Annotated in this window: 14 protein-coding genes and 1 pseudogene; 9 read left to right on the top strand and 6 right to left on the bottom strand. The window is 70.7% G+C overall.

The annotated features are described in order from the left end of the window. From JWR33_RS06145 to JWR33_RS13540, 3 genes and pseudogenes are all read right to left on the bottom strand, one after another. The coding region (locus tag JWR33_RS06145; RefSeq protein ID WP_297410285.1) for a BadF/BadG/BcrA/BcrD ATPase family protein at positions 1 to 932 on the bottom strand (932 nt) is incomplete at its 3' end. A 216-nt stretch (positions 933 to 1148) separates the two neighbouring features. After that, entirely contained in the window at positions 1149 to 2372 is a 1224-nt protein-coding gene (locus tag JWR33_RS06140) for a mechanosensitive ion channel family protein (protein WP_297410283.1), read from the bottom strand. Between the two features lie 88 nt (positions 2373 to 2460). After that, positions 2461 to 3267 (bottom strand): annotated as a pseudogene (locus tag JWR33_RS13540) (SDR family oxidoreductase). A 528-nt stretch (positions 3268 to 3795) separates the two neighbouring features. Here JWR33_RS13540 and JWR33_RS06130 point away from each other — a divergent pair. The 9 genes from JWR33_RS06130 (at position 3796) to JWR33_RS06090 (ending at position 11750) form a co-directional block, all read left to right on the top strand. After that, positions 3796 to 4005, top strand: coding sequence for a hypothetical protein (locus JWR33_RS06130; RefSeq protein ID WP_297410281.1), 210 nt, complete (start codon positions 3796 to 3798; stop codon positions 4003 to 4005). A 141-nt stretch (positions 4006 to 4146) separates the two neighbouring features. Then, entirely contained in the window at positions 4147 to 4605 is a 459-nt protein-coding gene (locus tag JWR33_RS06125; protein WP_297410279.1) for an SRPBCC family protein, read from the top strand. A gap of 193 nt (positions 4606 to 4798) precedes the next feature. Then, positions 4799 to 5239, top strand: coding sequence for a CrcB family protein (locus tag JWR33_RS06120; RefSeq protein WP_366073810.1), 441 nt, complete (start codon positions 4799 to 4801; stop codon positions 5237 to 5239). Continuing rightward, the gene (gene crcB / locus JWR33_RS06115) at positions 5236 to 5610 is read left to right on the top strand and encodes a fluoride efflux transporter CrcB (RefSeq protein WP_297410277.1); all 375 of its coding nucleotides are present in this window, start codon (positions 5236 to 5238) and stop codon (positions 5608 to 5610) included. Before JWR33_RS06120 ends, crcB begins: the two co-directional genes overlap by 4 nt. A 404-nt stretch (positions 5611 to 6014) precedes the next feature. Then, positions 6015 to 6536 carry an alternate-type signal peptide domain-containing protein gene (locus tag JWR33_RS06110; RefSeq protein ID WP_297410275.1) on the top strand — a complete coding sequence of 174 codons (522 nt, stop codon included), beginning with the start codon at positions 6015 to 6017 and terminating at the stop codon, positions 6534 to 6536. Positions 6537 to 6618: 82 nt separating this feature from the next. Further along, positions 6619 to 9600: a LamG-like jellyroll fold domain-containing protein gene (locus JWR33_RS06105; protein WP_297410274.1), complete on the top strand. Its 2982-nt coding sequence runs from the start codon at positions 6619 to 6621 to the stop codon at positions 9598 to 9600. Continuing rightward, a complete protein-coding gene (locus JWR33_RS06100) occupies positions 9597 to 10490 on the top strand; it encodes a hypothetical protein (protein ID WP_297410272.1) in 894 nt (297 codons plus the stop codon). Before JWR33_RS06105 ends, JWR33_RS06100 begins: the two co-directional genes overlap by 4 nt. A gap of 10 nt (positions 10491 to 10500) precedes the next feature. Next, on the top strand, positions 10501 to 11037 hold the full coding sequence (locus tag JWR33_RS06095; RefSeq protein ID WP_297410270.1) for a signal peptidase I: 537 nt from the start codon (positions 10501 to 10503) through the stop codon (positions 11035 to 11037). Positions 11038 to 11513: 476 nt separating this feature from the next. After that, positions 11514 to 11750, top strand: a complete 237-nt coding sequence (locus tag JWR33_RS06090; protein ID WP_297410268.1) for a hypothetical protein — start codon at positions 11514 to 11516, stop codon at positions 11748 to 11750. A gap of 33 nt (positions 11751 to 11783) precedes the next feature. Here the strand turns inward: JWR33_RS06090 and JWR33_RS06085 are convergent, their stop codons facing one another. From JWR33_RS06085 to JWR33_RS06075, 3 genes are all read right to left on the bottom strand, one after another. After that, complete coding sequence (locus JWR33_RS06085; protein ID WP_297410266.1) at positions 11784 to 12560, bottom strand: ThuA domain-containing protein; 777 nt, start codon at positions 12558 to 12560, stop codon at positions 11784 to 11786. Next, on the bottom strand, positions 12557 to 12709 hold the full coding sequence (locus tag JWR33_RS06080; RefSeq protein WP_297410265.1) for a hypothetical protein: 153 nt from the start codon (positions 12707 to 12709) through the stop codon (positions 12557 to 12559). Before JWR33_RS06080 ends, JWR33_RS06085 begins: the two co-directional genes overlap by 4 nt. A gap of 131 nt (positions 12710 to 12840) precedes the next feature. Further along, positions 12841 to 13518: a transglycosylase family protein gene (locus JWR33_RS06075; protein ID WP_297410264.1), complete on the bottom strand. Its 678-nt coding sequence runs from the start codon at positions 13516 to 13518 to the stop codon at positions 12841 to 12843. Positions 13519 to 13989 lie beyond the last annotated feature (471 nt).

The following is a 13989-nucleotide window of genomic DNA, read 5'->3' as shown; positions in this document are numbered from 1 at the left end:
CCCTGCTCCAGCAGCTCCATCTCGGCCGCTCCGCCGTCCACGCCGGCCAGCGCGCAGACCTCACGGACGGCACCGATCACCGGATCGGGCTCGAACCTCTCGGGCGCGAAGCCCAGCGCGGCCAGGCCGTCGGTGACCCGGGAGGCGGCTTCCTCGTCGCGGAACACTCCCCCGGCGAGCAGCACGGGCGTACCGGACGGGATGCGGTCGGGTCCGAAAGCCCGTCTGCTGACGAGCAGGGTGAGCTCGACGATCTCCTGGCACGCGCGATCGAGGGTGGCGACGGCGGCACGGTCCCCGGTCGCGGCGGCGCGAAGGAGCAGCTCCGCGAGGCGGCCCACCGCGTCCTCGCTCACGTCCCCGTCGCGGATCGCCCTCGCGAGCGTGCGGTGGTCCGGCTGCCGGGTCGCCTCCAGCACGGCGGTCTCGAGCGTGGAGAGGGGACCGCGACCGTCGGCGGACCGGTAGGCGATCCGCACGGCCTCGCGTCCCAGCTCGTGGCCGCCGCCCCACTCGCCGGTCGACCAGCCGAGAGCGGGATGGGTGGCGAGGCCGAGCGGCCCGCGCGCCACCACGTTGAAGCCTGCGCCATAGATCACCGCGACTCCGTCCTCACCGAGGGCCGCGAGAACGGCGTGCGCGTCGTTGATGGCCGTGATCCGGGCGACCGGCAGGACTGCCGCCAGCGCCGCGGCGAAGCGCGGCGCATCCTCCTCGAAGTCGAGTCCGGCGAGCGCCGCGACACAGGCGCGGACCTCGCGGTCGACGCCCGAATCCTCACGCCAGTCGGCGAGCATCCGGCCGACGACGGCGGCCACGTGAGCCGGACCTCCGCCGCTGCCCGGCCCGGCCAGGCGGGCGAGCAGCGCGCCCGACTCGTCGAGGATCACTGCGGCGGTCTTGGAGTTGCCGCCGTCGATGGCGAGGAGCATCAGCGGCTCCAGGAGGAGGTCGCGGCGTCCGCGCACTGCGGCGGGCACACGGACTGGGGCGCGGACGCGGTCGAGCGACCGGCCTTCCAACAGCCCACCGTGCTCCCTCGCTGCGCATCGACGACGCCGGGTTCAGCGACGTCGCATGCGAAGGTATCCAGGCCGCCGGGGGCAGTCAATCGGAAGACAGCGGCACCGGCCACGTGCTAGGCACGATCAGCGCCGCCTCGCCGCCTCGATCTCCTGCTGCGTCAGCGCGCTGATCGGCCCTGTGAACTGGCTCGCCCGCTGCACCGTGGCCGGGTCCTCGCCGGCGAACAGGGACCGGTCACCGGACTGACCGGCGTCCGCGGCACGTGACCGCGCGCGGCCGGGCGGCTCCGCCTCGATCAGCTGCACCCGCTGGCGCGGGATGGATTGCGGGCTCTTCTGGTGCAGCCACGCCACCAGCTCCTCGCGCAGGTAGCAGCGGAGATCGAACAGGGTGGGCGCATCGACCGCGGTGACGAGGATGCGGATCCGCACGAAGCCGCCGACCGCGTCGGTCACCTGCAGCACCGCGACCCGCTTGTCCCACAGCTCGGTCCGGTTCAGCACGCGGTGCATCTCGGCCCGCATCTCCTCGGGTGTCACCCGCCAGTCGAGATCGAACTCGACCGAGCCGAGCAGCTCGGAGGTGCGCCGAGTCCAGTTCTCGAAGGGGGTGTTCGTGAAGTAGGTGGAGGGCAGCACCATCCGGCGGTCGTCCCAGATGTGCACCACCACGTACGTCAAGGTGATCTCCTCGATCCGGCCCCACTCCTCCTCGACGATGACCACGTCGTCCACCCGGATGGCGCCGCTGAAGGCGATCTGCATGCCGGCGAACACGTTGGCGAGCGCCGACTGGGCCGCCAGTCCCGCGATGATCGACACGAGTCCAGCGGACGCGAGCACGCTCGTGCCTGCCGCCTGCGCCTGCGGGAAGGTGAGCAGGATGGCCGCGAGCGCCACGACCACCGTGAGGACGATCGTCAGCCGGCGCAGGATGAGCACCTGGGTGCGCACCCGGCGGGCGACCCGGTTGTCCGCGACGTCCGTGCGGTACTTCGCCAGGGCCAGGTCGACGACGAAGATCAGGATCCGGCAGACGAACCATGCCGCCGCGGCGATGGTGGCGATCAGGAAGCCGTGGGCGACGGTGTCGCCTCCCTCGTTCCCGCGGGGCAGGGCGAGATCGACGGCGATCCACGCAGCGACCACGATCGCGAGCACCCGGAACGGCAGCCGCAGCCGGCTGACATCGGACGGCGGCCAGCCTCGGCGCCCGGCCATCCAGCGGAACGCGAAGCCGAGTGCCGCCACGGCGAGAAGCGCGACGATCGCCGCAGCAGTGAGGTAGAGGACGGTGCGGGCTACGGGGTTGCCGACGATCTCGGCAAGGATCTCGTCTGGCGTCACGGGGGTCCTCCTGGACTGGGGCGGGGAGAGAGCAGACCCCGTTGTCCGTAACCCCTCCAGGGTGCCATACGTCTCCGAGCGGGCGCGATCAGAGGGGCGTCACGTACCCGGAGCTGATGCCGCCGTCGACGAGGAAGGTCGAGGCGGTGATGAACGACGCGTCGTCGCTGGCGAGGAACGCGACCGCGGCGGCCAGCTCCTCCGGCTCTGCGAAGCGGCCGACCGGGACGTGCACCAGGCGGCACTGAGCGCGCTCCGGGTCTGCGAACCTCCTGCAGCAGCGGGGTGTTCACCGGTCCCGGGCAGAGGGCGTTGACGCGGGTCCCCTGGCGTGCGAACTGCACGCCGAGTTCCCGGGTCATCGCGAGCACCCCGCCCTTCGAGGCGAGCTCGAGGGCTTCGACGATCCCGTCCTCGCTCCGAGCCGAGACCGTCAGCGATCCGGCGACGCGGTCGACGGCCTGGTGGTGATAGGCATGCACCGTCAGCTGGTCGCCCACCTCTCCGAGCAGCCGCCGCAGGCGCGTCTCCGGCTCGACCGTGACCTCACCCGACCGAACACCGCGGGGGCAGGCCGACTTCTCGCTGCCCAGCACATCAGGAAGATGCTGATGCAGCGTGCCGCCGAGCGTCACGTTGAGCAGCTGCGCCCCGCGGCAGGTGGCAAGGAACGGCAGACTGCGGCGATCGCCGCCTCGAGCAGCGCCGTCTCCACGCGTCCCGATCGGGCCGCGGGTCGGTGCGTCCGCTCGTGCGCCTCCGCTCCGTAGAGCGCGGGGGCGACGTCGCCGCCGCCGGTGGGGACGAGCGCGTCGAGAGTCCAGCACCCTGACCGCGGCGCAGGGCCATCGATGCCCGCGTGCCCGGCGTGTCTGCGCGGCCCTGTCCGCGGCACTCCTCCACTCTGGGGGCACGCGACGGACGGGGACACTCGTGGGGCGACACGTCGGCACCACGGCGAGGGACGATCGGTCCCTGGCCCAGGATGTCGTGTTCGAGCTGGTCCGCGGCGGCGTGCTCGGCGGGTTCGGTCCCGGGGCCGCGTGGACGGCCGCGTTCGCAGCACAGGGCGGCGACAGCCCCCTCTTCGACGAGCTGCTCGCCCGCTCCATCGCCTACCGGGTTGCGGCGGGCCTCCCGGCCCGGCACCCCCGAGCCTCCTCGGCCTGGGTCCGGCCCGTGCCAGAGCGCCTTCCCTCGGCGCCCTCCGCTCCTCCCGTGGCCTCTCCTCTTTCTCCTTCTCCTTCTCCTTCTCCTTCTCCTTCGTCTCCGGACCGCGCCCTGCCCGTCCCTCCTGCACCGTCGGCGGCCCCCTCCGCCGCACCGCGCTTCCTCGGGATCGGCACCCGTGGCGCCGGTGGGTCAGGAGGAATAGCGTGGGAGGTCTCCCGCGCCTTCCGCGCGCCGACCGAGGAGGATGCCGATGAGCGACTCGCGTGACGACCCCTTCGACGCCGTATCCATCGAGGACAAGGTCGAGGAGTATCAGCAGATGCCGACGCCGGAACCGGACGCGGAGCGGCCCGTGGCGGAGCCGGTCGACGATCCGGAGGCGCCGCTCGACTCGAGCGGAAGCGCCCTGCAGGACGACTGGTCCGACCCGTCCCCGGAGGAGCGTCCGCCCGGCGAGTAGAGCGGTGCCGAGGGACGCGATATCGGGCCGGTGGGCGGCCTGTCAACCCCGTCTGGGAGAAGCCGGTGAGTGCGGCGGCCGCCTGGAGCCGCCGCGTAGCGTGGGAGGAACCAGCCCCGATCCCCGTCGGAAAGGACCCCCATGGCTCAGATCCTCGAATCGATCGACGTCGACGTGCCGGTGAGCACGTCGTACAACCAGTGGACTCAGTTCGAGTCCTTCCCCAAGTTCCTCAGCTTCGTCGAGGAGATCACCCAGATCGACGACACCCACAACCACTGGAAGGTGAAGATCGGCGGGGTGGAACGCGAGTTCGACGCCGAGATCACCGAGCAGCACCCGGACGAGCGGGTCGCCTGGAACAGCATCACCGGCAAGGACGAGCACGCGGGCGTGGTCACCTTCCACCGCCTCAGCGACACCACCTCGCGGGTGACGGTGCAGATCGACTGGAAGCCGGAGGGCCTCGTCGAGAAGGCGGGCGCGGTGCTCGGCATCGACGACCACGCCATCAAGAAGGACCTCGCGAACTTCAAGGAGTTCATCGAGAAGCGCGGCGTCGAAGAGGGCGCCTGGCGCGGAGACGTCGCCGCGGGCTGATCCCGCCACATGCCGAGCCCGGCTCCGCCTCTTCCCCCCGGAGGTGGAGCCGGGCTTCTCCTCTTCCCGGCCACGACCGGGGCCCGCTTCCGCGGCACGGGGCGAGGAAGGGGCGCCCCGCCCTCTGGCAGACTTGCACCGCTTCCCGGCCGGGCGCCGAGGCGGCCCTTTCGTCGACAGCCAGGGGGAATCGGTGACGCTGCCCGAGGATCCCGACACTCCTCCCCTCGCCGATGCGGAGCAGGCTCCGCATCGGCGCCTGCGTCTGATCGGTCTCGTCGCGGCCGGCGGCGCCGCCGGAACGGCTGCCCGGCACCTGCTGACCCAGGCCTTCCCGGCCGCCGCCGAGCCGCTGGCCATCCTCGGGATCAACACCGTTGGCGCCTTCGCCCTCGGGCTCCTCCTCGAGCAGCTGGTGCGCTCCGGTCCGGACACCGGCCGCCGCCTCGCCGCTCGCGTGACCGTCGGAACCGGCGTCCTCGGCGGCTTCACGACCTACAGCACGCTTGCCCTGGACACCGTCCAGCTCTCGGCCGGCTCCTTCGCCGGCGTCGGATACGCCATCGGCACCCTCGCACTCGGAGTCGCGGCGGCCTTCGCCGGCGTGCTGCTGGCCTCGCCGAGGCGGGCATGATCCTCGAGACGCTGGCCATTGCGCTCGCCGGCGGACTCGGGGCGGCCGCCCGCTTCCTCCTCGACGGGGCGATCCGCTCTCGCACCCGCGTGCGCTTCCCTGTCGCAACCTCCGCGATCAACGTGCTCGGCTCGCTGCTGCTCGGACTGCTGGTGGGCGCCGCGTCGGGAGGGCTGATCGCGGCCGGCTGGCAGGCTCTGGTGGGCACCGGATTCCTCGGCGGGTTCACCACCTTCAGCGCCGCGGCGGCCGAATCGGTGCGTCTGCTGCAGGACCGGCGGTACGTCGCCGCGCTCCTGCACGCCGTCGGAATGCTGGTCGCGGCCGTCGCGGCCGCGGCGCTCGGCCTCGCGGCGGGCCTCGCCCTCTAGCCGTCCGAAGTCCAGCGGTTCCTCACCGGGGACCGTCTCTGGGCACGATGCCCGCGCGTACCCCGACCGCGTCGTCCTGGTCCTCCAGAGGGGGGACAGACCTGTCGGTGCGCAGATCTTTTTTCGCGACCGCCGGGTACAGGAGGGGGACAAGCGCTGTCCCCCCATGTCTAATTGCCGTTTGACCAGCACATTCGGTGCGCATGCAGTCGCCGTGACCCCCTCGCGAGTGCCCCCAGCTCTGGGCGCGGTCCCCCTCTTGTCCTCCCTATTGCGGACAAGTCAATCTGTGTGGGGGACAAGACGGAGGACAAACTCCCGCCCCCAAGACGGAGACCAACCGGGCTCCGACACCAACAGCCTCACCTCCAGCCAGCACCACCCAACCAGGAAGAGAAATCAACATGAAGAAGCTCATCACCGCCGCGATCGCCGGCACCGTCGGTCTTGGCCTGCTTCTCGGTGGCGCCGGCACCTTCGCCCTCTGGAACACGTCCGCCGCGATCACCGCGCAGACGGTCACCGCCGGGCACCTCACCCTCACCAACAGCACCGGCAGCTGGGCGACCGGCAGCGGCACCGTCATCTCGAACATCGCCAACTACCGCATCATCCCCGGCCAGAGCATCGTCTACACGACCACGCTCACCGTGGACGCGGTCGGCGACGGCATCAAGGCCGCCCTGACCAGCCCGACCCTCACCGGCACCGGCACCCTGGACACCATCATCACCAAGAACATGCAGGTCTTCGCTGTGACCGGCAACGCGGTCGCGACAACGGCCAACAACTACACCTTCACCAGCGGCACCTCGACGCTGAACGTCAAGGTCACCATCACCTTCCCGGACGTCACCGGCACCACCGGCATGGACGGCCAGCTCGCCCTGAGCGCCCTGAACTTCACGCTCGCGCAGACCCTCTAGCAGGAAAAGCGTGCCCCGCCTGACCGGCGGGGCACGCTTTTCCTGCTTGATCACGACCATCACTGGGGAGAGAACGGTCATCATGGACAGCACGAGCAAGCAGATGCGGGCGTCGATCGCACGCATCGGCAGCCGGATCCGCGGACGCGGTTTCGTCCGCCGAGGGCGCCCCGCGCTCACTGCGCTCCTCGCCGGCGGCGTCGCTCTCACCGTCCTCTCCGCGGGCGGCACCACCGCACTGTGGACCGGCTCCGTCACCGTCTCTCCCGGCACCGTCACCGCCGGCTCCGCCTACCCCACGCTCAGCGGCTTCACGGGCATCGCCACCACCTTCACCAGCAGCTCGCTGAGCAAGACCAGCTACCTGCAGGTCGCCAACACCGGCGTGACGAACGCCGACTACACCGCGACGTTCAGCGCCACCGGCTCCTCCGCTCTCGCCGGCAGCACCACCGTCACTCTGTGGTACGCCGCCAGCGCTGCCGACTGCACCGAGGCGGCGACGCCCTACTACCCCGTCACCTACGCGTGGAACGCGGTGCCGCAGTTCAGCGGCGCGCTGCCTGCGGGAGCCTCCGGCATCTACTGCGTGCGCACCCGCACCGCCGCCGAGAACCTCCTCACGTCGGCCTCCTTCACGTCGTCGATGTCGGTCACCCTGACCGTGCCCGGCAGCAGCTGGAGCAGCACCGCCAGCGCCTCCGCCGTGCAGCAGGTCGCCGTGGACGGCGCCGCCGCCGGCAGCGACTACTTCGACGCCGTCAAGGCGGGCGCCACGCATTACTGGCGCCTCGGCGAGTCGAGCGGCCAGGTCGCCTACGACTGGATCGGCACCGACGACGCCTACGCCGGCGCCGGACTCGTCCGCAGCGTGACCGGCGCGATCGGCGGGGACAGCAGCACCGCCAGCACCTTCCCCAACGACGCGAGCGGCACCGCGATCACTCGCGCCGCGGTCGCCGCGCCGGACACTTTCGCACTCGAGGCCTGGTTCAAGACCACCAGCAGCACGGGCGGCAAGATCATCGGCTTCGGCGACAGCAGCACCGGCCTTTCCTACAACCACGACCGCCACATCTACCTGGATGCCAGCGGACGAGCGCACTTCGGCGTCTGGCCGGGCACCGCCAGGACCCTGTCGAGCGCAGCGGGCCTGAACGACGGGCAGTGGCACCACGTGGTCGGAAACCTCAGCCCCGCCGGCCAGGAGTTCTACGTGGACGGCGTTCGCGTCGGCCGGGACACCAGCACTACCACCGGATGGGCCTACACCGGCTACTGGCACATCGGCGGAGACACCGCCTGGGACGGCGACTCCTACTTCGACGGAACCATCGACGAGGTCGCCGTCTACGCGGCCCCGCTCAGCGCGAGCGCCGTGCAGAACCGCTGGAGCCTCTCCGGCAAGGGCGCGTATCCGGCCGGCGTCGGGGACCCGTACGGCCGCACCGTCTATGCCGACTCCCCCAGCCTGTTCTGGCGTCTCGGCGAGTCCGGCGGCACGACCGCGGTGGACTCGAGCCCGAACGCGCACGCCGGAACGTACGCCGGCAGCGTGACCAAGGGCGTCTCCGGGGCTGTCGCCAGCACGCGCAACACTGCGGCGTCCTTCTCGGGCACCGACGGACTGGTGACGAGCAACGAAGTGTTCACCAACCCGCAGAGCTACTCGATCGAGCTGTGGTTCAACACCACGACCACGACGGGCGGCAAGCTGCTCGGATTCGGCAACTCGCAGACGGGCATGTCGACGTACTACGACCGGCACCTGTACCTGCAGAACGACGGCAAGGTCGTCTTCGGCAGCTACCCGGGCAGCACCCAGGTCGTGGTGTCCCCCGCCGCCTACAACAACGGCGCGTGGCACCACGTCGTGGGCACCCAGTCCAGCTCGGGCATGGCGCTCTACATCGACGGGCAGCTCCAGGGCACGAACGCCGCCGTCACCCCCCAGAACTACAACGGGTACTGGCGAGTCGGCGGCGACAACCTCGACAGCTGGCCGAGCCCGCCGTCGACCCCGTACGTCACGTCCAAGATCGACGAGGTCGCCATCTACTCCGCCGCGCTCACCTACGACCAGGTGAAGCTGCACTACGCGGTTCCGACCGGAGTGCCGATCGCCTCCTTCACCTCCTCGGTGTGGCAGGTGGCCGTCTCGTTCGACGCCACAGCCTCGAAGGACTACGACGGCTCCGTGGCGAGCTACTCCTGGAACTACGGGGACGGCACCGCCGTCGGCACCGGCGTGACGAGCACCCACACCTATGCGGCCGCCGGCAGCTACACCGTGACGCTCACGGTGACGGACGACTCCGGCAAGACGAGCGTCCGCACGGGGAAGGTCGTCGCCACCGACACGACGGCGCCGTCCGCGCCCGGCGCACCGACGGTGACCGGCAACACCGGCACCACCGTCGGCTTCAGCTGGACCGCGGCGACGGACAACGTCGGCGTCGCCGGCTATGACGTGTACCGCGACGGCGTCAGGATCGGCTCCGTGCGGGGTACCACCTACACCGACACGGGTCGCTCGATCAACACCACCTACGCCTACCAGGTGCAGGCCAAGGATGCGGTGGGCAACCTGTCCCCGTTCTCCGGCAGCACCTCGGTGACCACGGCCGGCTTCAGCACGACCTCCTGGTACCAGGTTCAGGGCGTGGGAAGCGGCAAGTGCCTCACCGCGGCCGGGACGGCAAGCCCGTCCTCCCTGCAGATCTACCCCTGCGGGTCGCCGGCAGCGGCGAACCAGAAGTGGCAGTTCGTGGCGACGGGCACCGGCAGCTACCAGGTCGTGTCCGGTCTCGGCAACGTGGTCTGGGACGTGAGCGGCGCGAGCACCGGCGACGGCGCGGAGGTCTTCGTCTACGGCCCGCACGGCGGCACCAACCAGCAGTGGACGCCGGCCCCGGTGTCCGGAAGCACCTACACCTTCAGCGGGGTGGGCAGCGGCAAGTGCCTGGACGTGCTGAACAACTCGAACGTGGACGGAACCCTCATGGATCAGTACACCTGCAACGGCAGCACTGCCCAGCAGTTCAACCTGGTGCTGGCACCGTGATCCCGGCGAGCCGCCTGGCGGTCGGGGCAGGCGCCACCGCGCTCGCCGTCGCCCTCGCCCTCGGCGCCCAGTCCGCTCTCGCGAGCGCGGCGTCCGCGGAGGACTCCACCGGCATGCTGATCAGCCTCGACGGCTCCCGGTGGGCGCAGACCCCCGCGGGAAGCCTCTTCCCGGCGGGCTTCGCCCTCGTGCCCGGCGGCTCCATGGCCGCAGACGTGTGGGTCAAGAACGACTCCAGCGTGCCCGCGTACCTGCTCGTCTCGGTGGCCGATGCGAGCGGCACGACGCTGCAGTTCACCCGGGACCTCAGCCTGCAGGCCACGACCCAAGCCACCCCGACCACCGAGCCGGTGTCCCTCGACGCCGCCGGCGTCTGCAACCCGCTGCTCTCCGGCGAGGTCGTGCAGCCCGGCGCCATCGCCACCGTGCACCTCGCGATGGCCATGTCAGCCGAGGCCGACAACACGGCGATGGGCGGCATCGCCGACGCGCGCCTCCAGGTATCGCTGGTCGATGCCCGCGCAGGAAGCGACGGAACCGTCGACTGCGACGACCTCGGCGGATCCGATCCCGTCCCCGGCACCGACGCCGGCACGGACACTGACCCGGGCACGCACACCGACAACGGCACCGTGACCGACACCTCGGGCGCCCAGGACGACGCCGCATTCGCGCCCGCCACGCTCCCGCTCGCCGCCGACCCTTCTGACCCCGCTCCGGCGGCCGCATCCGGGGCCTCCCCGGCCGGCGACCTGCCGACACTCGCGATCCCGGGAGCGGGACAGGTGCACCCCGGCGTGGCCATCGCCTTCCTGCTCACCGCATCGGGCATCCTGATGCTCCTGTTCCTCTTCGTGGTGAGAAAGCGGCGTGCCGATGCGAGCGAGTAAGGATCCCGGCATGCTCTGGCGCTACCTCCGGACGAGTGTCGGGTGGGCGCTGCTGGCCCTCGTCGCCGGACTCGGCATCGTGGTGGTCGGCGTCCCCGCTCTCACCGGATCGACGCCGCTGACGGTGCTCACGAGCTCGATGGAGCCGACCCTTCCGCCTGGCACCCTCGTGGTGGTGCGACCCACCTCGGTGGGAGACATCCGCATCGGCGACGTCGTCACCTACCAGCTCACCCCGAACAAGCCGGCCGTCGTATCCCACCGCGTGATCGAGGTTCGCTCCATCTCGACGGGCGAGACCGAACTGATCACCAGGGGCGACAACAATGGCGCTGCGGACCCCAGCCCCGTCACCTCCGGTCAGGTGCGCGGCATCGTCTGGTACAGCGTCCCGCTCGTCGGGTGGCTGAGCCTCCTGATCGGCCAGCACGGCAGCTGGCTGGTGCCGGTCGTCGGCGCCGCCCTCCTCGCCTACGCCGCCTTCCTCGGGCTGTCATCGCTCGCCGTCCGGCGCCGCAAGTCGCGCAAGGCCGCAGCCGCATCCTGAGGCCCGCGGGCTGCTGACCATCGACGGTCGCGACCTCCCCCTCCTCGACTGCCTGGTCGGCGCCACCGACGGCGAGGCCCTCTTCTTCGGCGACGATGTCCCCGTGAAGAAGGGGACTCCGGGGTGGGCTTTCGTCGCCGGTCACGTTCTCGCCGGTGACGAGGAGATCCAGGAGGGCGCCGAGGTCCGCGTCTCCGTCGAGCGGGGCTACCGGCGCGCCCTCTCGGCAGGCCACACCGCCTGCCACGTCGCCTCGCTCGCCCTCAACGTCGCCCTCGCCCATGGCTGGCGCAAGACGGTCGAGGCGCACCTCCCTCGGCTCCCCGGACTTCGACGGCCTCACGATCGCGCGCCTGATCCGCGTCCCGCGATCGGGTGCCCCCCGGAGGTGGACTTATCGGCGGATCGCGCTTGGGCGAGAGTTGGCACGAACGAGGAAACCCGCTCGTCCTCCGTCCACTCTTGCAGAGGCTCCCGTGATCGACTCGCTGTCCTTGATCCAGGCCATCTTCACCCTTCTCGCGCTCGTCGCCGCCACGCTGGTCGTGTTCTACGTCACCGCGCTCCTCGTCGGCGCCCTTGCCCTGTCGGTCGTCGTGACGGTGACCCGGACCATCGCCGTTCGGATGATCGCGCGTCGCCGGCTCGTCCGCCTGCTCCAGGACCTCGCTCGCTTCGAAGCCGGCGGCGTTCGACGCAGGCGCGCCGCCTGAGGCACGACCCGGCTCCCGCTGCCCGCACACCTCTCACCCGGACTGCTCAGCGCCGAAGGGCCCGTGGCCGGCTTCCGGCAGCCGCATGCACCAGCGTGCCGCGTTCACCAGGAAGTCGTGCACGATCGACTGCCGCAGGTCGGACGGGTGGCCCATGTTCGTGTAGACGGTCCGCCGGCCCTCGCGCTCCCAGGTCCACGCCACGGCCGACGGCGTCGACTCGTTCTCCGGGTCGACCGGCTCCCCCCAGAGGATCGGAGTGCAGCCCTCGCTGAGGTCCGTCCGGTAGAGCCAGGAGCGCAGATGGAAGGACCTCGGCAGGCCCGACAGGATCGGGTGCCCCCCGTCGTCCGCCCAGCGGACATCGGTGCTCGAGGAATGCCCGTGATGGCTGATCCATGGCGAACCCAGGGTCTCGCGGCCGAACCGGTCGTTCCACTCCTCCCATCGGCTGCCCTCCGGGTAGTGGAAGGCGTGGTTCGAGGTGCGCAGGCCGAGGACACTGCCGCCCCGCTCGCAGAACTCCGCGATGTGCCGCATCTCCTCGTCCGGAAGCTGCCGCCAGCGGGTGTAGACGACGAGCAGGTCCGCGTCCGCCAGTGCTGAGAGGTCGCCGTAGCTCTGCTCGGGGAAGTCCGGCATGTCCTCGAGCACGTCCGGCGTCCTGTAGACGACTTCCGCGCCGAGCTCGGCCTGCATCCGATCCGCGACCGGGAGCATGGTGCGATCGGACTCGTACTCGCCTTCGCCGACGAGGAACACGATCCTGGGGCCTCCCGGGGCTGCCGCGGGGATCGACGCCGCCTTCACCAGGTCATCCGGGTGCCGAGCCGGCCGGTGTTCGCCGAGTCGCTGACGAAGGACTTGTCGTGGACGCGCCGGGGCACGAACCTGCGAGATCCCTCTCCGGGCTGGTGGGGAGGCGGCATGCTCCTGCCGCACGGCTCCTGGGTCGTCATGCTGACGATTCTCCCGGCAATGAGAAGGAGGACGAGACTGGCGCACGGTCGCCCAGCGGGCGAAGACCGGGACAGCGCTCCGGCGCCGCCCCGGTCTTCATTGCGGTCTTCCCGCTGGGGAGAAGGACCGATCAGGCCGGAAGCTGCAGCTTCTGCCCCGGGAAGATCAGGTCAGGATCGTCGATCGTGGCGACGTTCGCGTCGGCCAGCTGCTGCCAGCCACCGCTCACTCCGAGCTTCGTCGCGATCTTGTCCAGGGTGTCGCCGGAGACGACCGTGTAGGTCTCACCGGAGAGGGCAACCGATGCGACATGGCGGGGCGCCGGGGCGGGCTCCGCCGCGACATCCTCCGTCGAGGACGACTCGTCCGTGGAGTCACTCGTCGAGGCGTCCCCCGTCGACTCGTCCGCAGTCGACGAGGAGTCCGACTGCGGAGCGCTCGAGTCGCTCTCGAGAGAACCGCTCGTGCCGGAGAGACCGAGCTGGGCCGAGCAGGCCGGCCACGCTCCCCAGCCCTGGCTGGCGAGCACCCGCTCGGCGACAGCGATCTGCTGCTCCTTGCTGGCATCCGCAGCGCTGCCGGAACCGCCGTAGGCGGCCCAGGTGTCCGGACTGAACTGCAGGCCGCCGTAGTAGCCGTTGCCGGTGTCGATCTGCCAGTTGCCGCTGCTCTCGCACTGGGCGATGGCGTCCCAGGTGGACTGCGACGCGGCGCTGGCCGGTGCCGCCGTGAGAGCGACTCCCGCCGCCGTCAGGGCGACGAAGGCGAGGCCGCCAGCGGCGGCGCGAGTGTTGGTCAGGATCTTCATGTACGTGCTCCAGCGGGTTCGCCGACGCTCGTCCCGTCCCCGGGTCTCGCCGCGCCGCTGCCCACCCTGACGAATAGCGGTCGGATAAACGGTGCTGCATGTGGGCAGCGTGAGGCGTGGCAGCACCGGCGTACGTCCAGTCCGGGATTCGGTTCCGATTGCTCCTGCGCTTCGGATGCCGGCTGGCACAGGGAAGATTAGGTCGACCTCCGCGCCGTTGCAAATCCGTTACCCCGGCGCGGCGTGTCGACACCCGGACGCACCTGCCGCATCTGGTAGTGCGGCGCGACGAGAAATGCGAGCGAACAGCAGGACTCTCCGGCGCCGCGCCGGCCTCCCCGCCCAACCATGATGCCGGCCCGCTGGATCTCCGGCCTTTTCCCGGGGAGATCTTGCAGGTCGCGGCTCGCTCCGCGATACTCTCCGCATACGAGAAGAGCCGATTAGATTGTAAGAAAACGCCCTGAAAGT

Source organism: Naasia sp. (genome assembly GCF_025465545.1).
Taxonomy (GTDB): domain Bacteria; phylum Actinomycetota; class Actinomycetes; order Actinomycetales; family Microbacteriaceae; genus Naasia.
This window is presented reverse-complemented; position numbering and strand designations above follow the sequence as displayed.

What these genes read in the sequence shown, in the direction of transcription:
- JWR33_RS06130 (WP_297410281.1), top strand. Translation starts at nt 3,796, where the DNA reads ATGAGCGACTCGCGTGACGACCCCTTCGACGCCGTATCCATCGAGGAC.
- JWR33_RS06125 (WP_297410279.1), top strand. Translation starts at nt 4,147, where the DNA reads ATGGCTCAGATCCTCGAATCGATCGACGTCGACGTGCCGGTGAGCACG.
- crcB (WP_297410277.1), top strand. Translation starts at nt 5,236, where the DNA reads ATGATCCTCGAGACGCTGGCCATTGCGCTCGCCGGCGGACTCGGGGCG.
- JWR33_RS06110 (WP_297410275.1), top strand. Translation starts at nt 6,015, where the DNA reads ATGAAGAAGCTCATCACCGCCGCGATCGCCGGCACCGTCGGTCTTGGC.
- JWR33_RS06105 (WP_297410274.1), top strand. Translation starts at nt 6,619, where the DNA reads ATGGACAGCACGAGCAAGCAGATGCGGGCGTCGATCGCACGCATCGGC.
- JWR33_RS06095 (WP_297410270.1), top strand. Translation starts at nt 10,501, where the DNA reads ATGCTCTGGCGCTACCTCCGGACGAGTGTCGGGTGGGCGCTGCTGGCC.
- JWR33_RS06080 (WP_297410265.1), bottom strand. Translation starts at nt 12,709, where the DNA reads ATGACGACCCAGGAGCCGTGCGGCAGGAGCATGCCGCCTCCCCACCAG.
- JWR33_RS06075 (WP_297410264.1), bottom strand. Translation starts at nt 13,518, where the DNA reads ATGAAGATCCTGACCAACACTCGCGCCGCCGCTGGCGGCCTCGCCTTC.